This is a genomic window from Pseudomonas sp. NPDC078416, assembly GCF_050268485.1.
GTDB lineage: Bacteria > Pseudomonadota > Gammaproteobacteria > Pseudomonadales > Pseudomonadaceae > Aquipseudomonas.
In genome coordinates this window covers 18149-45113 of record NZ_JBNNGV010000020.1, presented here as the reverse complement: position 1 = coordinate 45113, position 26965 = coordinate 18149, and the positions used below count along the sequence as shown (strand labels likewise).

Annotated in this window: 23 protein-coding genes; 17 read left to right on the top strand and 6 right to left on the bottom strand. The window is 60.1% G+C overall.

Annotated features, from left to right (window positions below; genetic code table 11):
- Positions 1 to 141 precede the first annotated feature (141 nt).
- The 8 genes from ACQKEN_RS17540 (at position 142) to ACQKEN_RS17505 (ending at position 9212) form a co-directional block, all read left to right on the top strand.
- Positions 142 to 666 carry a (2Fe-2S)-binding protein gene (locus ACQKEN_RS17540; protein WP_133776864.1) on the top strand — a complete coding sequence of 175 codons (525 nt, stop codon included), beginning with the start codon at positions 142 to 144 and terminating at the stop codon, positions 664 to 666.
- Positions 663 to 1649 carry an FAD binding domain-containing protein gene (locus ACQKEN_RS17535; RefSeq protein WP_427687396.1) on the top strand — a complete coding sequence of 329 codons (987 nt, stop codon included), beginning with the start codon at positions 663 to 665 and terminating at the stop codon, positions 1647 to 1649. The genes ACQKEN_RS17540 and ACQKEN_RS17535 overlap by 4 nt, the downstream gene beginning before the upstream one ends.
- The gene (locus tag ACQKEN_RS17530; protein ID WP_427687394.1) at positions 1649 to 3865 is read left to right on the top strand and encodes a xanthine dehydrogenase family protein molybdopterin-binding subunit; all 2217 of its coding nucleotides are present in this window, start codon (positions 1649 to 1651) and stop codon (positions 3863 to 3865) included. The genes ACQKEN_RS17535 and ACQKEN_RS17530 overlap by 1 nt, the downstream gene beginning before the upstream one ends.
- Positions 3866 to 4243: 378 nt before the next feature.
- A complete protein-coding gene (gene choX, locus ACQKEN_RS17525) occupies positions 4244 to 5185 on the top strand; it encodes a choline ABC transporter substrate-binding protein (protein ID WP_427687392.1) in 942 nt (313 codons plus the stop codon).
- A gap of 39 nt (positions 5186 to 5224) precedes the next feature.
- Complete coding sequence (locus ACQKEN_RS17520) at positions 5225 to 6160, top strand: alpha/beta hydrolase (protein ID WP_427687390.1); 936 nt, start codon at positions 5225 to 5227, stop codon at positions 6158 to 6160.
- A 337-nt stretch (positions 6161 to 6497) separates the two neighbouring features.
- Entirely contained in the window at positions 6498 to 7937 is a 1440-nt protein-coding gene (locus ACQKEN_RS17515) for a cytochrome ubiquinol oxidase subunit I (protein WP_427687388.1), read from the top strand.
- A 3-nt stretch (positions 7938 to 7940) separates the two neighbouring features.
- A complete protein-coding gene (cydB, locus tag ACQKEN_RS17510; protein ID WP_427687387.1) occupies positions 7941 to 8948 on the top strand; it encodes a cytochrome d ubiquinol oxidase subunit II in 1008 nt (335 codons plus the stop codon).
- A 57-nt stretch (positions 8949 to 9005) separates the two neighbouring features.
- A complete protein-coding gene (locus ACQKEN_RS17505; protein WP_427687385.1) occupies positions 9006 to 9212 on the top strand; it encodes a DUF2474 domain-containing protein in 207 nt (68 codons plus the stop codon).
- Positions 9213 to 9298: 86 nt separating this feature from the next.
- Here the strand turns inward: ACQKEN_RS17505 and ACQKEN_RS17500 are convergent, their stop codons facing one another.
- Both ACQKEN_RS17500 and ACQKEN_RS17495 read right to left on the bottom strand, forming a co-directional pair.
- Positions 9299 to 10423, bottom strand: a complete 1125-nt coding sequence (locus ACQKEN_RS17500; RefSeq protein ID WP_427687383.1) for a methyltransferase — start codon at positions 10421 to 10423, stop codon at positions 9299 to 9301.
- A gap of 147 nt (positions 10424 to 10570) precedes the next feature.
- Positions 10571 to 10819 (bottom strand): helix-turn-helix transcriptional regulator, encoded by a 249-nt coding sequence (locus ACQKEN_RS17495; RefSeq protein WP_427687381.1) that lies wholly within the window; start codon positions 10817 to 10819, stop codon positions 10571 to 10573.
- 317 nt (positions 10820 to 11136) lie between these two features.
- Between ACQKEN_RS17495 and ACQKEN_RS17490 the strand changes: the two genes are divergently transcribed.
- On the top strand, positions 11137 to 11913 hold the full coding sequence (locus ACQKEN_RS17490) for a ferredoxin--NADP reductase (RefSeq protein ID WP_427687379.1): 777 nt from the start codon (positions 11137 to 11139) through the stop codon (positions 11911 to 11913).
- Positions 11914 to 12076: 163 nt separating this feature from the next.
- On the opposite strand, the gene mscL is transcribed toward ACQKEN_RS17490, so the two are convergent.
- The gene (gene mscL / locus ACQKEN_RS17485) at positions 12077 to 12526 is read right to left on the bottom strand and encodes a large-conductance mechanosensitive channel protein MscL (protein ID WP_427687377.1); all 450 of its coding nucleotides are present in this window, start codon (positions 12524 to 12526) and stop codon (positions 12077 to 12079) included.
- Positions 12527 to 12724: 198 nt separating this feature from the next.
- On the opposite strand from mscL, the gene radA reads away from it, so the two are divergent.
- Entirely contained in the window at positions 12725 to 14092 is a 1368-nt protein-coding gene (gene radA, locus ACQKEN_RS17480; protein WP_074888638.1) for a DNA repair protein RadA, read from the top strand.
- Positions 14093 to 14103: 11 nt separating this feature from the next.
- On the opposite strand, the gene ACQKEN_RS17475 is transcribed toward radA, so the two are convergent.
- Positions 14104 to 14472: a PilZ domain-containing protein gene (locus ACQKEN_RS17475; protein ID WP_427687375.1), complete on the bottom strand. Its 369-nt coding sequence runs from the start codon at positions 14470 to 14472 to the stop codon at positions 14104 to 14106.
- Positions 14473 to 14625: 153 nt separating this feature from the next.
- Between ACQKEN_RS17475 and ACQKEN_RS17470 the strand changes: the two genes are divergently transcribed.
- The 7 genes from ACQKEN_RS17470 to ACQKEN_RS17440 all read left to right on the top strand — a co-directional run bounded on the left by ACQKEN_RS17470 (position 14626) and on the right by ACQKEN_RS17440 (position 21246).
- On the top strand, positions 14626 to 16695 hold the full coding sequence (locus ACQKEN_RS17470) for a carbon starvation CstA family protein (RefSeq protein ID WP_427687373.1): 2070 nt from the start codon (positions 14626 to 14628) through the stop codon (positions 16693 to 16695).
- Positions 16696 to 16721: 26 nt separating this feature from the next.
- The gene (locus ACQKEN_RS17465) at positions 16722 to 16919 is read left to right on the top strand and encodes a YbdD/YjiX family protein (protein WP_065987541.1); all 198 of its coding nucleotides are present in this window, start codon (positions 16722 to 16724) and stop codon (positions 16917 to 16919) included.
- A 209-nt stretch (positions 16920 to 17128) separates the two neighbouring features.
- On the top strand, positions 17129 to 18106 hold the full coding sequence (gene yjiA / locus ACQKEN_RS17460) for a GTPase (protein ID WP_427687371.1): 978 nt from the start codon (positions 17129 to 17131) through the stop codon (positions 18104 to 18106).
- Between the two features lie 238 nt (positions 18107 to 18344).
- Positions 18345 to 19208, top strand: coding sequence for a hypothetical protein (locus ACQKEN_RS17455; RefSeq protein ID WP_427687369.1), 864 nt, complete (start codon positions 18345 to 18347; stop codon positions 19206 to 19208).
- Positions 19208 to 19582 (top strand): hypothetical protein, encoded by a 375-nt coding sequence (locus tag ACQKEN_RS17450; protein WP_427687367.1) that lies wholly within the window; start codon positions 19208 to 19210, stop codon positions 19580 to 19582. The genes ACQKEN_RS17455 and ACQKEN_RS17450 overlap by 1 nt, the downstream gene beginning before the upstream one ends.
- 64 nt (positions 19583 to 19646) lie before the next feature.
- The gene (locus ACQKEN_RS17445; RefSeq protein WP_427687365.1) at positions 19647 to 20336 is read left to right on the top strand and encodes a hypothetical protein; all 690 of its coding nucleotides are present in this window, start codon (positions 19647 to 19649) and stop codon (positions 20334 to 20336) included.
- A gap of 523 nt (positions 20337 to 20859) precedes the next feature.
- Positions 20860 to 21246 carry a hypothetical protein gene (locus ACQKEN_RS17440; protein ID WP_427687364.1) on the top strand — a complete coding sequence of 129 codons (387 nt, stop codon included), beginning with the start codon at positions 20860 to 20862 and terminating at the stop codon, positions 21244 to 21246.
- Between the two features lie 154 nt (positions 21247 to 21400).
- Here ACQKEN_RS17440 and glyA read toward each other — a convergent pair whose 3' ends face one another.
- A complete protein-coding gene (gene glyA, locus ACQKEN_RS17435) occupies positions 21401 to 22654 on the bottom strand; it encodes a serine hydroxymethyltransferase (RefSeq protein WP_237252981.1) in 1254 nt (417 codons plus the stop codon).
- Between the two features lie 272 nt (positions 22655 to 22926).
- Positions 22927 to 26748, bottom strand: coding sequence for a sensor domain-containing protein (locus tag ACQKEN_RS17430; protein ID WP_427687469.1), 3822 nt, complete (start codon positions 26746 to 26748; stop codon positions 22927 to 22929).
- Between the last annotated feature and the right edge of the window lie 217 nt (positions 26749 to 26965).

Here is a 26965-nt window from a genome sequence, read left to right as displayed (position 1 = left end):
CGGATCGACCTTGCCCCAAGCCGGCTCTGCGCTGCGTCAAAACGCCCGTCACAAACCCTGAACGTTTCCGAAACCGCACAAGTCGTACCCCTTAAGACGCAGATCACTGCGCTGATCGAGTACCTACCGTGAGGCTTCCCCATGAGTGCAACCAATGAACAGGCGTTCGCAGGGCATTCCATCGCCCTGACGTTGAACGGCCAGACCCGACAAATGGACGTACAGCCCTGGACCACGCTGCTGGATCTGCTGCGCGAGCAGCTCGATCTTGTGGGCACCAAAAAGGGCTGCGACCACGGCCAATGCGGTGCATGCACCGTGCTGCGCGACGGCAAACGCATCAATGCGTGCCTGACCCTGGCGATCATGTGTGACGGCGCCGAGCTGACCACGATCGAAGGGCTTGCCGACGGCGACACGCTGCACCCGATGCAGCAAGCGTTCATCAAGCATGACGCCTTCCAGTGTGGCTATTGCACGCCCGGGCAGATCTGCTCAGCGGTAGGCCTGGCCAACGAAGGCCGCGCCAGCACCGACGACGAAGTAAAAGAGCTGATGAGCGGCAACCTGTGCCGTTGCGGCGCCTACAGCAACATCCGCGCTGCGGTGGTGGAAGTCTTGCCATCGATGAATGCCGCGCCGGATCAGGGAGGGCGCGGCCAATGAATCCGTTCAGCTACAGCAAGCCGTCCGACATCACCCAAGCGGTCAACCTCGCAGGTCCTGCCAGCCGTTTCATTGCCGGCGGTACGAACCTGCTGGATTTGATGAAAGAAAACATCGCGCGCCCCGAGCACCTGATCGACATCACTGGCCTGCCGCTCAAAGACGTCCGCGCAACCGACAGCGGCGGCGTGATGATCGGCGCGCTGGTGAGTAACGCTGACCTCGCTTGGCACCCGCTGATCGAGCGTGACTATCCGCTGCTTTCCCAAGCCATTCTGGCAGGCGCTTCGCCGCAGCTGCGCAACATGGCGAGCACCGGTGGCAACCTGTTGCAGCGCACTCGCTGCTACTACTTCTACGATTCGACCGTGCCGTGCAACAAGCGCGAGCCCGGCACGGGCTGCCCGGCGAAAGACGGCCTGAACCGCATTCACGCGATTCTCGGTGCCAGCGATGCCTGCGTCGCGACTCACCCGTCGGACATGTGCGTTGCGCTGGCTGCGCTCGAAGCCCGCGTTCACGTCCAGGGTCGAGCCGGTGCCCGGGTCATCGAGTTTGCTGACTTTCACCGCTTGCCCGGCGATGTGCCTCAGCGCGACAACCAGCTCGCTGACGATGAGCTGATCACCGCCGTCGAATTGCCTGCGCCGCGTTTCCAGCAGCACAGCCACTATTTGAAAATCCGTGACCGCGCGTCTTACGCCTTTGCCCTGATCTCGGTGGCCGCTGCCGTCGAGCTCGATGGCGACGTCATTCGTGATGTGCGCATCGCCCTGGGTGGCGTGGCCCACAAGCCTTGGCGTGACACGGCCGTCGAGCAGTCGCTCAAGGGTCAGCCGGTCTCGCGGGAAAACTTTGTTGCCGCCGCCGACGCGATGCTGCGCGACGCTCAGCCGCTGGCGCATAACGCTTTCAAGATCAAGCTGGCCCGCCGCGCGATCGTTCGCGCCCTGAGCGACGCCACCTTGGGAGGAACTGTTTAATGAACGCCAACACACCAATCCCGGGAAGCTCCGCGCTGGGCCAACCGATGGACCGCGTCGACGGACGCCTGAAAGTGACCGGCCAGGCCCGCTATGCCGGTGAGTACCCAGAGGACGGCTTGCTGCATGGCAGCGTGGTCTCCAGCACCATCGCTTCGGGCCGCGTCGTGCGCATCGATGCCTCGCAGGCGCTGGCAGTCCCTGGCGTAATCGCGGTCATTGATCACACCAACCGCCCGCACATCGCCAGCTATGACGAGGACTATCAGGACGCCGACTCGGCGGAAGGCTCGCCGTTTCGTCCGTTCTACAACGACCGCGTGCTCTACAGCGGCCAGCCCCTTGCGCTGGTCGTGGCAGACACCCTTGAGCTCGCGCGGCATGCCGGCTCCCTCGTGCGCATTGAGTACGAAACCGAGTCCCATCAGACCGACCTGAGCGTCGGCCAGAGTGATGCCCACACCGCGCCGGCCGAAACGCCGAAGCCGCGTGGGGATTTTCCGGGCGCATTCGCCCAGGCGGCGGTGACGGTCGACAGCCACTACAGCACGCCCAACGAGCACCACAACCCGATGGAGCCGCACGCGTCGACGGTGTTTTACAAGGCTGATGGCAGCCTGGAGATTCACGATAAAACCCAGGGCACGCAGAACTGCCAGGACTACCTGCACAGCGTGTTTGGTCTGGAGAAAGAGAAGATCCGTATTCTCGCCGCCTTCGTCGGTGGCGCGTTCGGCTCCGGCCTGCGCCCGCAATACCAACTGCCGCTGGCCGTCATGGCGGCGCTGAAACTCCAGCGTTCGGTGCGACTGACGCTGACCCGCCAGCAGATGTTCACCTTCGGCTACCGTCCACAAACCCTGCAGCACATGCGCCTGGGTGCTTCCAAAGACGGCAAGCTGACGGCGATTGCCCACGACGCCATCGGCCAGACCTCGCGTTTCGAAGACTTTGCCGAGCACGTCGTTGAATGGAGCGGCATGCTCTATGAATGCGACAACGTGCAGTTGAGCTACAAGCTGGCGCCGCTGGACGTGTACACACCGCTGGACATGCGCGCACCGGGCGCCGCTTCCGGCATGGTCGCGCTGGAATGCGCGATGGACGAGCTGGCGATTGCGGCCGGCATCGATCCCGTGCAACTGCGGATCGCCAACTTTGCCGGAAGCAACGGCAACGAAGGCAAGCCGTATTCCAGCAAGGAATTGCTGGCCTGTTATGAGCAAGGCGCCGAGCGCTTTGGCTGGAGCAAGCGCAACCCCGAGCCGCGCAGCATGCGTCAGGGCCGGCAATTGGTGGGTTGGGGCATGGCCGGCGGTGTGTGGGAAGCCATGCAAATGCCGGCCAGCGCCAAGGCCAGCATCGACAGCAGCGGCAAGATCACCGTGAGCAGCGCCACCACTGACATCGGCACCGGCACATACACGGTCATGACTCAGATTGCCGCCGAAGCCGCCGGTGTGAATCCGGAAGACGTCACCTTCGTGCTGGGTGATTCGTCGCTGCCGACGTCGCCGTTACAGGGTGGCTCGTTCACCGTGTCTTCCGTGGGTACGGCGGTGCAGCAGGCCTGCCGTGCGTTGCGCGCCAAGTTGCTCGACGCCGTGCGCATGGCGCATCCGCAATATGCGGTGGTCGACATGGCCGATGTGGGTTACGGCGACGGTTATCTGCTCATCGACGATCAGCGTTTTGCGTATGCCGACATCGTCCGCGAGTCGTCCCACGAGACGCTGGAAGTGCAGATCGACGCCAAGCCTGATGACAAACGCGAGGGTTATTCGACGGCGACGCACTCCGCGGTGTTCGTCGAAGTGTTGGTGGACGAAGACCTGGGCACCATTCGCGTCAATCGCGTAGTGGATGCTGTTGCGGCGGGCCGCGTGGTCAACCCGAAAACCGCGCGCAGCCAGATTCTCGGCGGCGTGGTCTGGGGCATCGGTCAGGCGTTGCAGGAAGAAAGCCAGACCGACCACACCCTCGGGCGCTTCATGAACCACAGCCTGGCGGAGTACCACATTCCGGTGAACGCGGACATCGGCGAGATCGACGTGTTGTTCGTGGAAGAGCACGACGACATCGTCAACGACTTGGGTTCCAAGGGTGTGGGCGAGATCGGCATCGTCGGCGTGGCGTCTGCCATCGCCAATGCCATCTACCACGCCACGGGCAAGCGCGTTCGCGAGTTCCCGATTACGCTGGATAAGGTGCTGTAACCAACGCCGTACCCTGTACCCTGATCGTTCCCATGCTCTGCGTGGGAACGCCTCCCCCGGACGCTCTGCGTCCCAATGACGCCGAGCGTCATCATCTGCATTACCACGCGGAGCGTGGGAACGATCATAACGATTACGTCACTGACACACCGCGTTCGCGGGCAAGCGCGCTCCTACAGTCTTTCTGCTGTGCCCTCCGATCCTCCCTCATTTAATGTCGCCCCAGTGCAAGCACAGGTCGCGCTGGTGCGCTTGATGCTCAGGTCTGCTGCGTAATTTGCAACAACGCGGCAGCCACCGAATTGCCGTGGGTCTTAAAGCCTTGAAAAACTGCCGAAAAGAGCTGAATAAAATAACGAGCCGACCCGAGGAGCACGCATGAAGTCATTTATTCGTCATATCAGTTGCGCTGTGTTGATGCTGAGCAGCACCGTCCTGCTGGCGGCGGAACCCGCCAAATGCCAGAACGTGCGCATGGGGGTGGTCAACTGGACGGACGTCGTCGCCACCAGCGCTGTTGCCGAAGTGCTGCTGCAGAACATGGGGTACGAGGTCAAACAAACCAGCGCCGCCCAGCAAATCGTCTTTGGCGGTCTGCGTGACGATCGGCTCGACGTGTTCATGGGTTACTGGAAACCCGCGATGGACAAGAACATCGCGCCCTTCGTGGCGGCCAATCAGGTCAAGGTGCTCGACGTGCCCAGCATGAGCGATGCCCAGGCAACCCTGGCAGTCCCGGACTATGTGGCGTCGGGCGGGCTTAAAACCTTCGGCGACATCGCCAAATTCAAGGATAAGCTCGGCGGCAAGATCTACGGCATCGAGCCCGGCACCGGTGCCAACGCCAACATCAAGGGCATGATCGAGAAAAACCAGTTCGGCCTCGGTGGCTTCCAGTTGGTCGAGTCCGGCGAAGCGGGCATGCTCGCGGCGGTGCAGCGTGCGATCAAGCGTAACGAATGGGTGGTATTCGTTGGCTGGACCCCGCACCCCATGAACATCAACATGAAGATTGCCTACCTGACCGGGAGTGAAGACGTATTCGGCCCGGATGAAGGCGCGGCGACCGTTTCCGTTGTCACGGCGCCGGATTACGCGTCGCGCTGCCCGAACGTCAGCAAGCTGATGAGCAACCTGAAGTTCACGGCCGCTCAGGAAAGCCAGATGATGGTGCCGATCATGGACCGCAAGGCGCCGAACGACGTTGCTCGCCAGTGGCTCAAGGACCATCCTGAAGACATGAAGCGCTGGCTGGACGGCGTGACGACCTTCGATGGCAAAGACGCAGCGGCCGCCGTGCAAGTAGCGGTAAACAAATAAACAAGCACGCCTGGCCAAGGGCTCGGGCTGGAGCAGCCAATGCCCACGTCTTACCCGCTGTCCCCCGAGATGTCGGCGTTCGTGAGCAAGACGCTGAGCTTCAGCAGCGCGTCCGAGGACATCGACGAGCAGCGCCGCGCGTATTCGCGGATGAGTGAAGCGTTCACGCCCACCCGTCCGGTCCACCTCGATGTAAGGGATTTCGCCCTCGGCGGCGTGGCGGTGCGCAGTTACAGGCCTCAGCGGCTATCTCTCGAACATCCGGCGCCGTGTGTGATGTATATCCATGGCGGCGGTTGGGTCGTGGGCGATCTCGATTCCCACGACTTTCTGACCGCAGCTCTGGCGGCCGACCTCAACGCCGTGGTCGTCGCCGTGGATTACCGGCTGGCGCCTGAACACCCATTCCCCGCGGGGTTCGGCGACTGTCTGGCGGTCTGGCACGCCTTGCAGGTAAGCGCGCAGCGGCTAGACATCGACCCGCGCCGCATCGCCATTGCCGGGGACAGCGCCGGTGGCAATCTCGCCGCTGCAGTGTGTCTGGCGCTGCGCGATTCCGGTGAGCGTCAGCCGGTCGGGCAGGCGTTGATTTACCCGGAGCTGGGGGGCGCCAACGATCTGCCCTCGCGCCGAGAATGCGCTGACGCACCGCTTCTCTCCACCGATGAGCTGGGCTTCTACCGGCAGCTGTACATGACGGCGGACGAACAGTCGGCCTATGCCCGGCCGCTCAACGCCGATGATTTCCATGACCTGGCGCCTGCGTTTATCGCCGTCGCGCAGTTCGACCCCTTGCGTGATGACGGCATCGCCTACGAGCGCGCGTTGCGTGAAGGGGGGGTGAGCACCGAGTTCGATCCCGGGCCCGGGCTGCTCCACGGCAGTCTCAGGGCCAAAGGCCATGTGCCGGAAGTGGACGCGCTTTATCAGCGACTGGTTTGTGCGCTGCTGGGCTTTATTCGCGATCCGTTGTAGGGCGTCCCACGCAGGCTTTGTCAGTGCTGCGCTGCAAATCCGCCACTCTGTTCTGCTTCCCGCCAACTGCACCGCGCTGAAAGGTGAGTCAACTCGCCACGCGACAAAAGACCACGCAGAGCAAGTGCCGAAATGGGACTACTCTTTCATTGTCAGCTGACCTGGATCAATGCCTTGGCTTGTATTGATCGAACTGGCCGCCTGACGCATCTCCCCGGTCGCCGACCTGAGCACGAAACCACGAGAACAAACGCCACACCTCGTACTCAATACACCGTGGGGGCAGTCGCTACAGGCCCCGAGTCTGAAGCCAGTTCCACCTGATAGAGGAAAACCTATGTTCGGCTTAGAGGCGCTCGATCTCGCCCGAATCCAGTTTGCGTTCACTGTTTCATTTCACATTCTTTTCCCTGCCATCACCATTGGTCTGGCGAGCTTCCTCGCGGTGCTCGAAGGCTTGTGGCTGAAAACCCACGACAACACTTATCGCGATCTCTATCACTTCTGGTCGAAGATCTTTGCCGTCAACTTCGGCATGGGTGTGGTTTCCGGGTTGGTCATGGCCTACGAGTTCGGCACCAACTGGAGTCGATTTTCCGACTTCGCCGGCGCGGTCACCGGGCCGTTGCTGACCTATGAAGTGCTCACCGCATTCTTCCTCGAAGCGGGTTTCCTCGGCGTCATGCTGTTCGGCTGGAACCGTGTCGGCCGTGGCCTGCACTTCTTCGCCACGTCCATGGTGGCGGTCGGCACACTGATTTCGACCTTCTGGATTCTGGCGTCCAACAGCTGGATGCAGACGCCCCAAGGCTTCGAGATCGTCGATGGCCGCATCATTCCAGTGGACTGGTTCGCGGTGATCTTCAACCCGTCGTTCCCGTACCGTCTGACGCACATGGCGATTGCCGCTTTCGTCTCCACGGCGTTTTTCGTCGGCGCCTCGGCGGCCTGGCACCTGCTGCGTGGCCGCGACAACCCGGCCATCCGCAGAATGTTGTCCATGGCCATGTGGATGGCGCTGATCGTTGCGCCGATTCAGGCAATGGTGGGCGACGCTCACGGCCTGAACACCCTTGAGCACCAACCGGCCAAGATCGCTGCCATCGAAGGTCACTGGGAAAACGTCGGTGACGAGCCGACCCCGCTGATTCTGTTCGGCATCCCGGACATGAAAGAAGAGCGCACCAAGTACGCGGTTGAAATTCCTTATCTGGGCAGCCTGATCCTGACCCACAGTCTGGACAAGCAGATCCCGGCGCTGAAGTCCTTCCCGCCGGAAGACCGTCCGAATTCGCTGATCGTGTTCTGGTCGTTCCGCGTCATGGTGGCGCTGGGCATGCTGATGATCGCGGTCGGTCTGTGGAGCGCCTGGCTGCGCTGGCGCGGCGGGCTGTACACCAATCGCTGGTTCCTGCGTCTGGTCATGTGCATGGGGCCGGCCGGTCTGATCGCCATGCTCGCGGGCTGGTTCACCACCGAAATCGGGCGTCAGCCGTGGGTGGTCTACGGGATCATGCGCACGGCGAATGCGGTGTCCCGACACAGCGTTGAGCAGTTGAGCATCACCCTGGTGTTGTTCGTTGTGGTGTATTTCCTGCTCTTCGGCACCGGCTTCGGCTACATGATGCGTCTGGTGCGCAAAGGGCCTAAAACCCACGAAGGCGACACTCCGGCACACGGCGGACCAGGGCAGAAACGCACCCCGGCGCGTCCTCTCTCTGCTGCTGATGAAAGCAGCACGGACCACCGCAAAGACAGTCTGACTGAGGGGAACTGAGCCATGGGTATCGATCTTCCACTGATCTGGGCCGTGATCATCATCTTCGGCGTCATGATGTACGTCATCATGGACGGCTTCGATCTGGGCATCGGGATACTGTTCCCGTTCATGAAGGACAAGACCGACCGCGACGTGATGATGAACACCGTCGCGCCGGTCTGGGACGGCAACGAAACCTGGCTGGTGCTCGGCGGTGCCGGCTTGTTCGGCGCCTTCCCGCTGGCCTACTCGGTCGTGCTCGAAGCGCTTTACCTGCCGCTGATTTTCATGCTGTTCGGGCTGATCTTCCGCGGCGTGGCGTTCGAGTTCCGCTTCAAGGCCACGGACGTCAAGCGGCACCTGTGGGACAAGGCGTTTATCGGCGGTTCGCTGGTGGCGACGTTCTTCCAGGGCGTGGCACTGGGCGCCTACATCGACGGTATTCCCGTGGTCGACCGTGCCTATGCCGGCGGTGGGCTGGACTGGCTGACGCCGTTCTCGATCTTCTGCGGTCTGGCGCTGATCGTGGCGTACGCCTTGCTCGGCTGCACCTGGCTGATCATGAAGACCGAGGGACCGTTGCAGAAAGCCATGCATGACCTGGCGCGCCCCTTGGCTCTCGCCACGCTGGTGGTTATGGCGATAGTGAGTCTGTGGACGCCGCTGGCCCATCAGGCCATCGCCGATCGCTGGTTCAGCCTGCCAAACCTGCTGTGGTTCATGCCGGTGCCGGCACTGGTCCTGGTAACGATGTACGGCCTGTTCAAAGCGGTCGCACGCAACGCCAACTACGCGCCTTTCCTGCTGACGCTGGTGCTGATCTTCCTCGGCTACAGCGGCCTGGGCATCAGCCTGTGGCCGAACATCATCCCGCCGACTGTGTCGATCTGGGCCGCCGCATCGCCGCCACAGAGTCAGGGTTTCATGCTGGTCGGTACGCTGTTCATCATTCCGCTGATCCTGGGTTACACGTTCTGGAGCTACTACGTATTCCGCGGCAAAGTCACCCATGAACACGGCTATCACTAGCAGAATCATGCCCCGGTTTATCGCCGGGGCCTGACTGCAGGAGAAGAGGGTTTAGCGATGTCGGTTAAAGAATCTGTTCAGCACGAGGCTCATCCCAACGCTTGCCCCGCTCATGAGCGCGAGGTTGATCCGGCGAAGGGCAAGCCACTGTGGCAGCGCATCGGCTGGCTGTTGATCATCTGGACCGGTAGTGTGCTGGCGCTGTTCGTGGTCGCCATGCTGCTGCGCATGTTCATGACAGCGGCAGGCATGAAGTCGCACTGAGTGTTTCCGGCTCGATAAAAAAAAACCCGCTTCGGCGGGTTTTTTTTTGGCTGCACATCTGAAGTCACGTAGACAAGCGCGTTGAGCTATTTACGCGCCTTGAGAATCACGAACTTCGGCGTCGCTGCCACTTGTTCCACGCCCCGGAACAGCCGCGCCAGTTTGCTGTGATAGCCCAGATGCCGGTTGCCGACGATATACAGCGCGCCACCGGTGACCAGCGCCGAGCGGGCCTGTTGGAACATTCGCCAGGCGAGGAAATCGCCGACCACTTGTTGCTGGTGAAACGGCGGATTGCACAGGATGACGTCCAGTGAATCGGGTTCCTGCGCCGCCAGCCCGTCGCCTGCGTGAATCACTGCAGGACGCTCGCCGAAAGCCAGTCTCCAGTTCTCCTGTGCCGACTGCACTGCCATAAACGACTCGTCCACCAGCGTGTAATGCGCGTCGGGGTTGTCCAGCGCGCTGGCGATGGCAAGCACGCCGTTGCCGCAACCCAGGTCCGCGACCCGCGCCGAGCCAAGGCCCTTTGGCAAGTACGGCAGGAAGGCCCGTGTGCCGATGTCCAGACCGTCACGGCAGAACACGTTGGCGTGGTTGATCAATTCGATCTTCGGCTCGTCCAGCGTGTAACGGGTGGGGTAGGGCGATGGCTGAACGGGTTTGGCATCAGGGGTGCAGAACAGCAGCCGCGCTTTTTTCACTGCAAGCGATGCCTGCACGGGGCCGATGTATTCTTCCATCAGCTCGCCAGCGGAGCGGGGCAGGTGCTTGATCATCCCGGCCGCGACGACCTTGGCGTTTGGCGCCAGTTGGCCCTGCAAACGAATCAGCTGTTCTTCCAGCAAGGCGAGGGTCTTTGGCACGCGAATCAGCACCCAGTCGAAGGGGCCGTTCAACGGCGCACTCGCCGGGATCACCGGCACCGCGTCGTAGGTGAGGCCGTTGCGCACCAGGTTCTTTTCCAGCGCCTGAGCGCCGAGATACGAATCCGTGCTGCTGAACACTGTGGCATGGGGCGCGAGGGTGGTGGCGAGGGCGCCGAAACTGTCGTTGAGCACCAGCACCCGCGTTTGCAGCGTCACGCCCTGTTCGGCGACGTGGTTGAGCAGGTACTCGTCGGCGGCATCGAAGGCCTGCAAGGGCTCATCGGACTGTTCCGGCTGGCGGATCAGGTCGAGCTGGGCAAACGGGGTGGTCAGCAGGGGCATGGGCGGAGCAGTTCCAGTCGTTGATGGCACGACCGGCGTGTTGGCAGGAGTTGCACCTGCGCCGGCGTGTCCAGGTTCGCGAAGCCGGCGATTTTACGTGTTTTTGCCCGCACGCACCGGGCTTTTCGCCCCTGCTTCGTCTTGTGTCTAGATCACACCGTCTTTCGTTGCCTGGACCACTGCCGACATCTTGTTGCAGGCGCCGATCTTCTGGATAGCCTTGCCGACGTGGAAATTAACGGTGCGCGGGGTCACATCAAGGATCAACGCAACTTCTGCCGCTGTCTTGCCCGTAGCGCACCACTTCAACACCTCCACCTCTCTGATGGTCAGGCCCTTGTAGGTCAGCATCTCTACGCTCGCCGTGCAGTCTTCCCCCAGCTTTCGAGTTTCCATCGTGTGCCTCCGTGCTCAGTCTTGATCGTCCTGATCCAAGTTTAGGAAACAATCCCGGCCTCGAATGGCGCGTGCTGGGTGTTCGCGCCGGAGCGGATTCCAGACAGCCACCAGACTGATCTTTAAAAACCAATTAAATCAGCAGGTTAAGCAGGTGTAATGTGCAGTCTCGAACTTCTCGCGATAACGCCGATAGCCAAATACTCTAAAAATCCCCCAGGCCGTTGCGGATATCACTACAAACCGGCGGTGTTTATCGTGGCGGGTTTGCGGGACACTGATCACCCTTTTCGTGAGACAGGAGCCAGGAGCGCCCCATGACTGCCAGTGCAGAAAAATTCACCCGGCAAACGCTGTTGGACGTTACGCCGCTGACTCCCAGTCTCTTTACCTTTCGCACCACCCGCGATCCGGGCTTCCGCTTCACAGCGGGACAATTCGCCCGTCTGGGTGTGACCAAACCCGATGGCACGACGGTGTGGCGGGCGTACTCGGTGGTGTCCTCGCCCTTCGACGAATTCCTCGAATTTTTCTCCATCGTGGTGCCCGGCGGCGAATTTACCAGCGAGCTGAGCCGGCTTCGCCAAGGTGACACGCTGATGGTGGAAAAACAGGCGGTAGGTTACCTGACCCTTGATCGCTTCACTGATGGCCGCGACCTCTGGATGTTGTCCACAGGCACCGGCGTAGCGCCGTTCCTGTCGATCCTGCAGGACTTCGAGGTCTGGGAGAAATTCGAGCGCATCATTCTGGTGTACAGCGTTCGCGAGTCCATAGAGCTGGCCTATCAGCAGCTGATTGCCGAGCTGACCCAGCGCGAATACCTGGCCGAGTACGCGCACAAGTTCAGGTTCATCGCCACGGTGACGCGGGAGCCGCATCCCGGTGCGCTCAGTGGACGGATTACCACGTTGATCGAGAATGGTGAATTGGAGAAGGCGGCCGGCGTCGAGCTGACACCTGAACATTCACGGGTGATGATCTGCGGCAATCCGCAGATGATCGAAGACACCCGCGCGGTATTGAAAACCCGCGACATGCGCCTGGCATTGACGCGCAAGCCGGGTCAGATTGCGGTAGAGAATTATTGGTAGGTTGATACTGCCCAGGACGCCGCCAAACTGTGGGACCGCGCTTGCCCGCGAATGCGATCTCTTGGTGATATCTGCCTCGTCTGAGACACCCCGTTCGCGGGCAAGCGCGTGCCTACAAATGTTCTGGCCGCAACAGGTTATGCCGCTGCTACGGTCAGTGTCCTTAAACGAACCGGTCAGGCGTCACTGGCAGCGGCGCAGCCGGTTTGTTGTTCTGCTCTTTCAGCAGATCGCGGATCTCGCCCAGCAGCAGCTCTTCCTTTGAAGGGGTTGGCGGCAGGGTGGGTGCCTTGGCTTCTTCGCGTTTCAGGCGGTTGATCGCCTTGACGCCCATGAAGATGGCGAAGGCCACGATGATGAAGTCGATCACGGTCTGAATGAACTTGCCGTAGGCCAGCATCACCGCAGGGGCTGTCCCTTCCGCAGGCCGCAGCATGATGGCCAGATCACTGAAGTCCACGCCGCCGATCAGCAACCCGAGGGGCGGCATGATTACATCGCCGACGAACGACGAAACGATCTTGCCAAATGCCGCGCCGATGATGATACCGACGGCCATGTCGACGACGTTTCCTTTTACGGCAAAGGCTTTGAACTCGCTTAGTACGCTCATGGGTGTATTCCTTTGTTACAGATGAGAGTGGTAAATGCAGTGTAAGTCAGCTAGCTGCATCTCGCTTAATCCATGCAATCGACCGGGTACGTCCTGGTAAGTTTTATTTAATCCTCCAAAAGCATGCTTGCTCGTTAGCGCTACGCCCGCGGTTTGACGCATCGGGTATGATTGCCCCCTTTTTACATCGGGGGTGTCATGGCCAAGGCCAAACGCATGTACGGCTGCACCGAGTGCGGCTCGACGTTTCCCAAATGGGCCGGCCAGTGCAGCGAATGCGGCGCCTGGAACACCCTCGTTGAAACTGTCATCGACAACAGCACGGCGGCTGCACCCAGCGGTCGTTCCGGCTGGACCGGCCAGCAGGCGCAGATCAAAACCCTGGCGGAAGTCAGTGTCGAAGAAATCCCGCGTTTTTCCACCAACTCCACCGAGCTGGACCGTGTTCTCGGCGGCGGTTTGGTGGATGGCTCGGTGGTGTTGATCGGCGGCGACCCCGGCATCGGCAAGTCGACCATTCTGTTGCAGACCCTCTGCGCCATTGCCGAGCGCATGCCGGCGCTGTATGTCACCGGCGAAGAGTCGCAGCAGCAGGTCGCCATGCGTGCCCGTCGGCTTGGCTTACCTCAGGACAAACTGCGGGTCATGACAGAGACCTGCATCGAAACCATCATTGCCACCGCGCGCATCGAGCAGCCGAAGGTCATGGTGATCGATTCGATCCAGACCATCTTCACCGAACAACTGCAGTCAGCGCCCGGCGGCGTATCCCAGGTTCGCGAGAGCGCCGCCTTGCTGGTGCGGTACGCCAAGCAGAGCGGAACTGCAATCTTTCTGGTCGGCCACGTCACCAAGGAAGGCGCGCTGGCCGGGCCTCGCGTCCTGGAGCACATGGTCGACACGGTGTTGTATTTCGAGGGCGAGTCCGATGGCCGCCTGCGGTTGCTGCGCGCAGTTAAAAACCGCTTTGGTGCCGTCAACGAGCTGGGCGTCTTCGGCATGACCGACAAGGGGCTAAAGGAAGTCTCTAACCCCTCGGCGATCTTTCTCACGCGAGCGCAGGAAGAAGTCGCAGGCAGCGTGGTCATGGCCACGTGGGAAGGCACCCGGCCGATGCTGGTCGAAGTGCAGGCACTGGTGGATGACAGCCACCTTTCGAACCCGCGTCGCGTGACGCTGGGGCTGGACCAAAACCGGCTGGCCATGTTGCTGGCCGTACTGCACCGCCACGGCGGCATCCCCACCCATGATCAGGACGTGTTCCTCAACGTCGTGGGCGGGGTGAAAGTGCTGGAAACCGCTTCCGACCTGGCTTTGATGGCCGCCGTCATGTCCAGCCTGCGTAACCGTGCGCTGCCGGGCGACTTGCTGGTGTTCGGTGAAGTGGGATTGTCCGGCGAAGTGCGCCCCGTGCCCAGCGGTCAGGAGCGACTCAAGGAAGCGGCCAAGCACGGCTTCAAACGGGCCATCGTGCCCAAGGGCAACGCCCCGAAAGAGTCGCCACCGGGCCTGACAGTGATTGGCGTGACTCGCCTCGATCAAGCGTTGGACGCCTTGTTCGAATAGGGCGGCGCGGCCTATATGTGTATCAGTGCCCCGAGCTCGCGCTCCAGTTCATCGTGATCGGCAAGGTTGAGTTCGATCAGTCGACGCAGGTGCGTCACTGAATCGAGCTCGATGTGCTTGCAGACAAATCCCAGGTGATTGTGATCATCATGGGTCAGCTGCACCTCCATCACGACGTCGATGCCGTCCTGCAACTCAATGTCGACCATGAAGCGCTCGTCGGGGTCACCCTCCCACGGTGACGGCTTTTCAATTAGCAGCCCCTTGAGCGACAGGTCGATCAGCTGCACTGTCCAGGTCTTGTCGCCCTGGTTGAGCTTTGTTTTCGCGTCGAATGCAACGCGTTTGAAGCGACGACGTTCTGTGTGGTTATCAGTCATTACGCAACTACTCCTTCAGCGCCTGAAGCGCCCGCTGCGTTGACTATAGGACAAATATCGCGCTAGACCATCGTGGGGGTAGCCTTTCGCTCCGGCGGCGCTAAACTCCGCTTGCTGAACAAAAATAAGTCCACTCAGTTGGAAACAAAAAAAATGAAAAACAATAATGGTCTGCTGCGCCACGTGCCCTGGCTGATGGTTGCGATCCTTGGGGCCTGGGCGCTGGGAGTGGTTGCATTGCGTCGCGGGGAGGCGATCAATGCACTCTGGATTGTGGTCGCCGCGGTGGCCATTTATCTGGTCGCTTATCGCTACTACAGCCTGTTCATCGCCACCAAGGTCATGCAACTCGACCCGACCCGGGCCACCCCCGCGGTGCTCAAGAACGACGGGCTCGACTACGTTCCCACCAATAAACACATTCTCTTCGGTCACCACTTCGCTGCCATTGCCGGCGCCGGTCCGCTGGTCGGTCCTGTGCTCGCCGCGCAGATGGGCTATCTGCCCGGTACGCTGTGGCTGATCGCCGGTGTCGTGCTCGCGGGTGCGGTTCAGGACTTCATGATCCTGTTCCTTTCGACGCGCCGTAACGGTCGCTCCCTGGGCGACATGGTCCGCGAAGAAATGGGCCGCATTCCCGGCACCATCGCGTTGTTCGGCTGCTTCCTGATCATGATCATCATCCTCGCGGTGCTGGCGCTGATTGTCGTCAAGGCACTGGCCGAGAGCCCATGGGGCATGTTCACGGTCATGGCGACGATTCCGATCGCGATGTTCATGGGCATCTACATGCGCTTCATCCGCCCGGGCCGTATCGGCGAGATCTCGGTGGTGGGCGTCGTGCTGTTGCTGCTGTCGATCTGGGTCGGTGGCCTTGTGGCAGCGAGTCCTGAGTGGGCGCCGATGTTCACCTTCACCGGCGTGCAGATTACCTGGATGCTGGTCGGCTACGGTTTTGTTGCAGCGATGCTGCCGGTCTGGCTGGTACTGGCGCCTCGCGACTACCTGTCCACTTTCCTGAAAATCGGCACCATTATCGCGCTGGCGATCGGCATCCTTATTCTCGCGCCTGAACTGAAAATGCCTGCGCTGACGCAGTTCACCGACGGCACCGGTCCGGTCTGGAAAGGCACCCTGTTCCCATTCCTGTTCATTACCATCGCCTGTGGCGCCGTCTCCGGTTTCCACGCGCTGATTTCCTCGGGCACCACGCCGAAACTGCTGGATAACGAAGTCAACGCCCGTTACATCGGTTACGGCGGCATGCTGATGGAATCGTTCGTGGCGATCATGGCCATGGTGGCGGCTTCGGTCATCGAGCCAGGCGTGTACTTCGCGATGAACAGCCCTGCGGCCATCGTCGGCTCGGACGTCGCTTCAGTCGCGCAGATGGTCAGCAGCTGGGGCTTCCTCATCACGCCGGATCAATTGACCGCTGTGGCGAAGGACATCGGCGAAAATACCGTGCTGGCCCGTGCCGGCGGCGCACCGACGCTGGCAGTGGGTATCGCGCAGATCCTGCACCAGGCGTTCCCGGGTCAGAACACCATGGCGTTCTGGTACCACTTCGCGATTCTGTTTGAAGCGCTGTTCATCCTGACGGCAGTCGATGCCGGTACCCGTGCCGGCCGCTTCATGCTGCAGGACCTGCTGGGCAGTTTCGTGCCTGCGCTGAAACGCACCGAGTCCTGGACCGCCAACGCCATCGGCACCGGTGGCTGCGTCGCGCTGTGGGGGTATCTGCTGTATCAGGGCGTGATCGATCCGCTGGGCGGGATCAACACGTTGTGGCCGCTGTTCGGTATCTCCAACCAAATGCTGGCGGGCATCGCGCTGATGCTGGCGACCGTTGTGCTGATCAAGATGAAGCGTCAGCAGTACGTCTGGGTCACCATCCTGCCGGCTTCATGGCTGCTGATCTGCACCGTGACGGCAGGTTTCATCAAGCTGTTCGACCCGAGCCCTGCGGTAGGCTTCCTGGCACTCGCGAAGAAGTACAGCACGGCGGCAGATGCCGGCCAGGTGCTGGCCCCGGCCAAGACCATGGACCAGATGCAGCACGTGATCTTCAACGCCTACACCAACGCCACCCTGACCACGCTGTTCCTGTTCGTGGTCCTGAGCATTCTGTTCTATGCGCTGAAGGTCGGTCGTGCGGCGTGGGTCAAGAAAGAGCGTACCGACAAGGAATCGCCATTCCAGGCCTTCCCGGAAACCCATTGAGTGCGCTGTAACGCGAGGAGCTGTGTATGTTCAACGATCTGAGTCGCCTGGGTAAGTATCTCGGTCAGGCCGCTCGCCTCATGGTGGGCATGCCGGATTACGACAACTACGTTGAGCATATGCAGAAGACCCACCCGGACAAGCCGGTGATGTCCTACGAAGCGTTCTTCCGGGAACGCCAGGACGCACGTTACGGCGGGAAGGGCGGGCCCAAGTGCTGTTAACGGATTGATTCCTGCAACGCCGTTTCAACAACGCGCCACGCCAGTCGTGGCGCGTTCGCGTCTGCCAGTTCCACCGGCAGCCGTTCCACCTTGTAGGAGCGCGCTTGCCCGCGAAGGCATTTCAACTGTTTCCGAAGAGGGTGCAGACAGATCGCATTCGCGGGCAAGCGCGCTCCCACAGTCTGAGCAGTGACATGTCAGGAGAACCCATGACCGCTTCGCACCCAATCCCCGTCACAATCCTCAGCGGCTTTCTCGGCGCCGGCAAAACCACCTTGCTGCGCCATCTGCTCAAGGAAGAGCACGGCCTGAAAATCGCCGTGATCGAGAACGAATTCAGTGACGCCGGCGTAGACACCCAGCTGCTGGGCGATGAGCCCGTGCAGGTCATGACCCTGTCCAACGGCTGCGTCTGCTGCACCATTCACACCGACCTCACCAAAGCGTTGTATCTGCTGCTGGAGCGCCTCGACAGTGGCGAGATCGCGTTCGATCGCCTGGTCATCGAGTGCACCGGGCTGGCAGACCCGGCACCGGTGGCGCAGACCTTCTTCATCGATGAGGAGCTGCGCGAGCGATACATCCTCGACGGCATCATCACGCTGGTTGACGCGGCCCACGCCGACACGCACCTGGAACAGACCATCGCTCAGGCGCAGATCGGCTTCGCAGATCGTCTGCTGGTGAGCAAGACCGATCTGGTGGATGAAGCTACCTTCAAAGCGTTAAGCGAACGGCTAACTCGCATCAACCGCCGCGCGCCGATACGCGTGGTCGAGCACGGCAAGATCGACCTCGCCGAACTGCTGGATGTGCGCGGCTTCAACCTCAACGCCGACATCGGCGGGATGACCCTGCGCCCGGCGGCCCCGGCAGGCCGCTCCATCGACCGCATCAGCAGCCTTGTCCTGCGCAGTGACCAGCCGCTGGATATCGACAAGCTCAGCACCTTCATGAACGATCTGCTGGAGGAGCACGGCAAACAACTGCTGCGCTACAAAGGCGTGCTGAACATCGCAGGCGAGGACCGCAAACTGGTGTTTCAAGGCGTGTTGAAGCTGTATGGATTTGACTTTGACGTGGAGTGGGGCGAAGGCGAGAAGCGCGAAAGCGTGATTGTGTTCATTGCCGACGAACTGCCGGAGGAGAAGATCCGGGCCGGCTTCGCAGGCGTCGCTGCAGATTAAGTATCGCGTGCGGGAATGGTCCGTAAGACGAGCTATGCCGCCTGCGTAGGACCGTTCCGAATCGTACTTTCAACCCCCTCCTTGCGCTTCTAAACCCCACATCCCGTCCCTATCCTTGCTGGATCTGAAGTCAAGCAAGGACGGGCAGCCTCATGTCCAAGCCCTACGTGTTCATCAATGACCGCATACAAACCTATTTCACGCCAAGGCTCGGGTCGGCGGCAGCGCAAAATTTGATGTGCTGAATGCGCACATTCGCAATGTGGTGGTTATGCCGGGCCAGCTGGTAATTGTCAGCGACGGTTCGATGGGCAGCCTCACGGCTGAGGAAACCGAGCTAATGACTTTGGCGCGAAACGTCCATCGTCAGGTGCAGGGCTCGGGCAGCGAACTGATCAAGAACTACGACCTGATGCAGAACATGCTCAGTTACGGGTCGCTGGGTATCGGCGCCGCCACAGGCAGCTGGAGCAAGCACCTCAATGGCGTGCAGAAAACCCTTGAAGAAATAGAGCGGTTGTACAAGCTGTCGCTGGCACGCGGCACGCCCATCGCCCGGCAGGAGTTCATCAACCAGCGGCGCGTGCTGTTTGCCAGGCTGGATGTTCAGCTGGAAGGTATCGCCCGCTGGGGGACTGGGTTGACTAAAAAAGGCCCACTGAAAAAGATGATGGGGTTATCGACCAAAAGTTACCTGCGTACTGGGGAGATACAGGGCCACGCCGCACGAATTGCGAAAGTCGCCAAGGTGGCGAAGTTGTTGAAGCATGGGACGGCGGTTGGGATTGGTTTGAACGTGGCATCAACTGCGCTGGAGATTAAGGAAGCTTGCGCGACCGGGCGAGAGGAAGTATGTCGACGGGCTCATTATGTTGAAGGATCAAAGTTAGCGGGTGGCGTAGCGTTCGGCTTTATCGGCGGGGAGGCAGGGGCAGTAGCCGGATCGGCGGTGTGCGTGGCAGTGTTTGCTGCGCCTACTTTGGGGCTGGCTGCATTAGGTTGCGGGATTATTGCTGGCGGGGCTTTCGCTTATGCGGGCGGTGCCTTGGGCGAAATACTCGGTGAGTCGCTTGGCGAGACGGTCTACGAATGGACACCTTGATGCCTTACGACGTAGCTGTCTGGTTGGGGTTTATGGATTTCGTTTTAGCCTTCATTCATATAGTGTCGTCTCATATCTTTTTCCTGAAATACATGGAGCGCATTGAAGATTATCTTTCTGATATCGAAATGATCGGCCTGCATGCAGATTATTACGGTGACACATGGCTGGGACGAAGAATGCGCGAGTCGTTTATAACCATGATCTTTATTATGCCGGGAGTATTTAAAAAGCAGGAAGTCATTCCCCCGTACAAGCTTCAGAAGCTTCCACGGCACTTTCGGTTTTGGATCAAGTTTTTCTTCTATTCAGCGTTAGTTCTTCTCGGTGCACTCGGCCTGATCTGCTTGCGTCTGAAAATGGGGCGGCTATAGACAGCGAAATGTCCATCGTCAGGTGCAGGGCTCGGGCAGCGAACTGATCAAGAACTACGACCTGATGCAGAACATGCTCAGTTACGGGTCGCTGGGTATCGGCGCCGCCACAGGCAGCTGGAGTAAGCACCTCAATGGCGTGCAGAAAACCCTTGAAGAAATAGAGCGGTTGTACAAGCTGTCGCTGGCACGCGGCACGCCCATCGCCCGGCAGGAGTTCATCAACCAGCGGCGGGTGCTGTTTGCAAAGCTCGACGTACAGCTGGAGGGCGTAGCTCGCTGGGGCACTGGGTTGACTAAAAAAGGCCCACTGAAAAAGATGCTGGGGTTATCGACTAAAAGTTACCTGCACACCGGCGAGATACAGGGGTACGCCGCGCGAATTGCGAAGATCGCCAAGGTGGCGAAGTTGTTGAAGCATGGGACGCCAGTGGGCATTGGGCTGAACGCAATTTCAGCGGGCCTTGAGGTCAAGGAAGCTTGCTCTGTGGGCAGGACGGAAACGTGCACAAGAGCCAAATATACAGAAAGCGGAAAATTTATTTATGGCGTTGCCGGAGGGATTGTAGGTGGCTCCTTAGGAGCCTCAACACTCACTCCAATCTGCATCGTCGTGATGGGAGCTTTGACAGGAGGGGTCGGTGCGCTTGGGTGCGGCATCGCAACCAGCGCACTAGGGGGATACGCTGGGGGGCTGATAGGTGAAAGCATCGGGAAATATCAGGGAGAGCTAATCTACGAGTGGATTCCGTAATGCATTCCATAGCCTTGGGCATATCGAGTCTTATCCTATGTTTTTCGATGTGGATCAACATCGTACTAATGGCGTGGTTTACCTACAGAAACATAGAGTATCTCGAACACCAATTATCTGACTGCAGGTGCATCAGGGACTTCCGAAATATCTGGCAAGGCGGGTTTATAGGCAGGCACATGAGATTCAATATGGTAATGATGGTTATTACCTTCCCAAACGCCATGTACCGGCGAGGCGATACGGCTAAAGACGCTCACAAGCGTATTTCCCTTCGCCTGAAGCGCTGCATATGGGGGATCTATGTTTTTCTTTACATCAATGGTTTCTGCCTCGCCCTGTTGGGCTACTTGATAAAGGTGTCACAAGAGTCCGTAATCTGACGGTCATACATCCGAATCTATATCGCACTGGGATATACGGCTGCATTAGGTTGCGGGATTATTGCCGGCGGTACTTTCGCTTATGCAGGCGGTGCCCTGTGCGAAATAGCCGGTGAGTCATTTGGGGAGACGGTCTACGAATGGATACCCTGATCTCTTACGACGTAGCTGTCTGGTTGACGCTGATAGAGTTTGTTTTGATCTTCATCCACTTGGTCTCGTCTCATATTTTTTTCTTGAAATACATGGAACGCATTGAAGATCATCTTTCCGACATCGAAATGATCGGCTTACATGCAGACTATTACGGTAATACTTGGCTGGGCCGAAGAATGCGCGAGTCGTTCATTACGATGATCTTGATCATGCCGGGAGCATTTAAAAAGCAGGAAGTCATTCCCCTGTACAAGCTTCAGAAGCTTCCTGGCCACTTTCGGTTTTGGATCAAATTTTTCTTCTATTCGGCGATAGTTCTTCTTTCTGCAATGACCGTGCTCTACCTGCGTCTAAAGCAGGGACGCGCATAGCCAGTTCTTGATTGAAAAATCATCGAAACTTTTATCCTGATTTCCGATGATCTTTATCCTATCCGCTTCAGTCAGGAGTACATGGGAGGAGCCTTTCCCAACAAAAAGCCCGGCTAACAAGCCGGGCTTTTTCATGCAGCGCTACTGCGTCAGATCAAGCGCCGTAAACCGGCAGCTTGGCGCAGATGGCCTGGACCTTCTCGCGAACGGCGTTGATCACCGCTTCGTTGTTCAGGTCGGCCAGGATGTCGCAGATCCAGCCAGCCAGTTCCTTGCACTCTGCTTCCTTGAAGCCGCGCGTGGTCACGGCCGGTGTGCCGAAGCGCAGGCCGGAGGTGACGAACGGGGAGCGTGGATCGTTGGGCACCGAGTTCTTGTTCACGGTGATGAACGCTTTGCCCAGTGCGGCGTCGGCGTCTTTACCGGAGATGTCCTGCTTGATCAGCGACAGCAGGAACAGGTGGTTTTCAGTACCGCCGGACACCACGTCGAAACCGCGCTCGATGAACACGCCGGCCATGGCCTTGGCGTTTTTCACCACTTGTTCCTGGTAGGTCTTGAACTCAGGCTGCAGCGCTTCCTTGAAGCAGATCGCCTTGGCCGCGATGACGTGCTCCAGAGGACCGCCCTGACCACCCGGGAAGACAGCGGAGTTCAGCTTCTTCTCGATCTCGGCGTTGGCGCGCGCCAGGATCAGGCCGCCGCGTGGGCCGCGCAGGGTCTTGTGGGTGGTGGTGGTGACGACGTCAGCGAACGGCACCGGGTTCGGGTACACGCCTGCAGCGACCAGACCGGCCACGTGGGCCATGTCGACGAACAGGTAAGCGCCGACCTTGTCAGCGATGGCGCGGAAGCGCGGGAAGTCGAGAATTTGCGAGTAGGCGGAGAAACCGGCAATGATCATCTTCGGTTTGTGCTCGACCGCCAGACGCTCGACTTCGTCGTAGTCGATCAGGCCATTGCCGTCGATGCCGTACTGAACGGCGTTATAGAGCTTGCCCGAGGAAGAAACGCTGGCGCCGTGGGTCAGGTGACCGCCGTGGGCCAGGCTCATGCCCAGAATGGTGTCGCCAGCATTGAGCAGCGCCAGGTACACCGCGCTGTTGGCCTGGGAGCCGGCGTGTGGCTGGACGTTGGCGTAATCGGCGCCGAACAGTTGCTTGGCGCGATCGATGGCCAGTTGCTCGACGATGTCGACGTACTCACAGCCACCGTAGTAACGCTTGCCTGGGTAGCCTTCAGCGTATTTGTTGGTGAGGACCGAGCCCTGGGCCTCCATGACGGCCGGGCTGGTGTAGTTCTCCGAGGCGATCAGCTCGATGTGATCTTCCTGACGCTTGGCTTCCTGTTCCATGGCGGCGTACAGGTCGGAGTCGTACTTGGCGATGGTCAAATTGCGGCTGAACATGGCGGTCCTCGGGGATCGGGCAGTAGAAAAGGGGGGCATTCTAACCCATCGGGTTTTATCTGGCATATGAAAGCGGGTCATGTCCGGTACGAGCGGTTTTCATCCAGACTGACGCAGCATCTGTAGGAGCGTGGCTTGTCCCGCGATGTGCCGGGAACCGGCACCAGATCCGGTACCCCGTTGAATCTGAAACACCTCATTTACCGGGTTTGCGACGGGTTCCCCGCCGATCGCGGGACAAGCCACACTCCTACAGAGGGAGCGGTGCTCTTTCAATCCAGCATAAACAGCGCGTCGTTGCTGAACTGCGCCTCGAACCGTGTCGCCGGCATGGGGCGGCCGAAGAGGTAGCCCTGGACTTCGTCGCAGCCGTGTTCGCGCAGAAACTCCAGCTGCTCGTGGGTCTCGACGCCCTCGGCAATCACCGACAGATTGAGGCTGTGGGCCATGGCGATGATCGCCCGGGCGATCTGCGCGTCCTGTTCGCCGGACGGCAGGCCATCAACGAACGTACGGTCAATCTTCAGCACGTCGATGGGGAATTGCTTCAGGTAATTCAGCGACGAGTAGCCGGTGCCGAAGTCATCGACCGCAATGCTCAGGCCCAGCCGCTTGAGCCCCGCCAGAATCTGCATGGCTTCGCTCACCTCACGCATCAGGATGCTTTCAGTCAGTTCAAGTTCGAGGCACGCGGGCGGCAGGCCGATTTCCTGGAGGATACCGGCGATGCGCGTACCCAACTGCCCGTCCGAAAACTGCCGTGCAGAAATGTTCACCGACACCTTCGGTACGCGAACCCGCGCCAGATGCCACTCGCGCAACTGGCGGCAAGCTTCCCGGAGTACCCATTCGCCGACTTCGACCACCAGACCGAGCTCTTCGAGCACCGGGATGAACTCCACGGGAGGCACCAGGCCACGACGCGGATGACGCCAGCGCAGCAAAGCTTCGGCGCCGGTCAGACGTTTGCCGTCGCCACTGAATTGCGGCTGGTAATACAGGGTGAACTCGCCCTGCTCCAAGGCATGGCGCAGGTCGCTTTCCAGCTCCAGGCGCTCAAGGGCGCTGGCGTTCATGTCGGCTTGATAAAACTGAAAGTTGTTCTTGCCGCGTTCCTTGGCGTGGTACATCGCCGTGTCGGCGTTCTTCATCAACTGGCTCAGTTCGTTGCCGTCCTGCGGGCTGAGCGCGATGCCGATACTCGCCGTGACGAAAAACTCGCGGCCTTCCAGCACGAAGGGTTTCACCAGACTGGCAAGGATCTGTTCGGCCACATGAATTGCCTGGTTCAGCGCCGCCTGCTGGGTGGGGCGGGGTTGCAGCAGCAGCGTGAATTCGTCGCCGCCCATGCGCGCAACGGTGTCGTCCTCGTCGACGCACCCGAGCAGGCGCAAGGCCATTTCCTTGAGCATGCGATCGCCGGCGGCATGGCCCAACGAGTCGTTGATCGGCTTGAAGCGGTCGAGGTCGAGGAACATCAACACCACCCACGTGTGTTGACGCTCGGCGTGTTGCAACGCGCTGTGCAGACGGTCCTGGAATAACGTGCGGTTGGGCAGATGGGTCAGTGCGTCGTAATAAGCCAAACGATGAATGCGCTGTTCGCTGGCCTTGCGCTCGCTGATGTCGCTGAAGAAGCACACGTAGCTGGCCAGATCGCCTTCGTCGTCGAGCACGGCGGTAATTCCGACCCAGGCCGGGTAGTGCTCACCGTCGCGACGCTTGAGCCACAACTCTCCCTCCCAGCTACCGCGCTGGCTCAGCTGTTTGAGGATGTAGCCCAGATGCGCTGCCTGCTGATTCTCGACGGTCAGCATCATCGGCAACTGGTCCAGCACTTGCGACACGGCGTAGCCACTGACCCGGGTAAAGGCGTCGTTGGCCTGCACGATATAGCCCGCAGGGTCGGTGATCAGAATGGCCGAGGTCGAGTGCTCGAATACCGTGGCCGCCATGCGCAGGTCTTTTTCGGCGCGTCGCTGCTGACCGACATCCCGTCCCACGCCGAGTATGCCCTCGAACGCCCCGGACTCATCCCACACCAGAACCAGACGCAGCTCCACGGGAATCTTGCGACCATCCGCGCGCAGGCAATCGAACAGGAATAATTGAGTGGTGATCTCGCTGCGCAGGTCCGCCAGCGCTTCGGGCTTGTTCAACGCCTTACTGATCCGCTGCATCAGCGCGTGCAAGCCGCTGAGCTGCTGAGGGTTGGCGATGATCGCTTTCCAGCCGTTCTGCAGAATCCACTCGGCGCTATAGCCCAGCACCGTATTGACCGACGGGCTGAAGTAGTTGGTCTGCAGTTGGCGATCGGTGGAAAAAATGACGTCGCTGATGCTCTCTGCCAGCATCCGGTATCGCTGTTCGCTCTCACGCAGGGACTGGCTGGCTTCCACCTGCTCAGTGATGTCCTTGGCGACGCCCACTATGCGCCTGACCTGGCCGTCGTTGTCGGCCGCCAGCGCCTGTTCGCGGATGTCGAAACGCCGCCAGTCGCCGTGTCGGGCGCGGAACCGCAACTGGCACTGGATCAGGTCGCTTCGGCCATGTTCAGTGCGTACAACGCGCAACTGCTCATACGCACCGACATCGTCCGGGTGCAGCAGCGTTTCCCAGAAATGCTCGCCCATCTCGTCCAGCTCGGCCAGCTCATAGCCCAACGCCACGCCCAGGCTATGGTTGCTGTAAATGATCCGCCGCGTTACCGCATCCAGAACGCATAGGTAGTCCGGAACGGTACGCACCACATCCGACCAGAACTGTTCCCGCTCCTGTAGCGACAGCTCGGCCTGCTTGCGCTTGGTGAAATCGCTGATGCTGAGGATGACGGCATTCAAGTCTTCGAGTTGCTCCGGTAGCCGCATGACCAGCCAGAGATGCTGGTCACTGCCTTGGGCGCCCGGTAGCAGGATTTCAAGTTCCAGCTGACGTTGCCCGTCCAGGACGGCCTGGAGTATCTGCAGGCCGATGCCGTTTCTGGCGCGGGGGCAACCTTCAATCAGTTGCTGCCAGACATGCTGTGCCGATTCGGCGCGCAACAGTTGAGCGGCGACCTGATTGACCTCAGTGATGCGCAACTGCTGAAGCAGGTCGGCGATTTGCTCAGGTTGGCTGATCAGGCGCCCGTTTAGGTCTTCGCTGGTGTTCACTTGCAAGTGCTTTAGATAGGCCGGGAGACCGGAGAGGTCCAGCACGCACAGCGCGACGCCGGTGCCTTCAAAAATGTCTTTGTAGCGGCGACGGCTTTGATGCAGCTGGAGTTGACGACGGCGCAGGCTGCGCAGCGCAAACAATGGAATGATGGAACAGAGCAGGGCGAGCAGGCATTTGCCGATCAGCGGAAAGAGCTGCGTCTGGCGGGCTTTCTGCAGGTCGAACAGGCCGCGCAGTTGCCAGTCGCTATGGGGCAGCGGTTGCAGATGGACGGTCTGTAACTCGCTGTCGGCGGACAGATCGGCGTCTGGCAGGTTTTTGTAAAGGGGGCGGTGACTGCTGATATCTTCCAGCAGCCAGACGGGCTGGTAATCCAGATCGCTCTGGCGGGTCAGGGATTTCAGCGTGTCGGGCCTCAGTCGCAGCGCCCAGTAGCGTTCATCGCCGGTGCCGGGCTGACGGATGAACAGATAGAACGTCGAGGCGCTTGGGTCATTGGCATAAAAGTACGGGTGACCCTGGATGACCGAATGCATCTGTGTCAAAAAGCCAACGTCACGGGTCTCGCCGTCGCTGTCGGCGCTGACATTCCCGTTGCTGTCGAGCCAGATCAGGCTTTTCACGGATGGCATGGACTGACGCAGGCTGGCCAGCACTGTCCCTGATTCGTCTGCGGGTTGCGACGCGTCGTGTGCTGCGTCGAGCACATTCAGTGCCACTTGCGCGTCCAGGGCCATGTTCAGGCTCAACCGGTCGGCGAGCTGAACGCTGTAGTCAATGCTGCGCTTGTGCTGACGTTCCTGAGACTGCTGGAACTGCTCGACCATCTGCCATAACAACAGCATCAGCATCATCAGGACCAGCACCGCGAGCGCACCTCTGAGCACGCCTCTCAAAGGCACAGTCGTTGCGCTATCGGATGGGCGCAGGGGTGAGATGGGGGTCGGTTTGAGCAAACTGTGATCCTGACTACTGGACTGAATCAGCATGTGCGAAACGCACTATAAGCCCGGTGCGCAAAAGGCGGCTAGCATGCCACCGAGCTGTGGCAAAGTGCCAGCGCTATTGGGCCGGACGGTTTGCCCTGTTGCGTGCATTCGGGTAGCTTTGCGCCACGCGCGACGCGCCGGTTTCTGCACGGAGTGCTTGCATGCT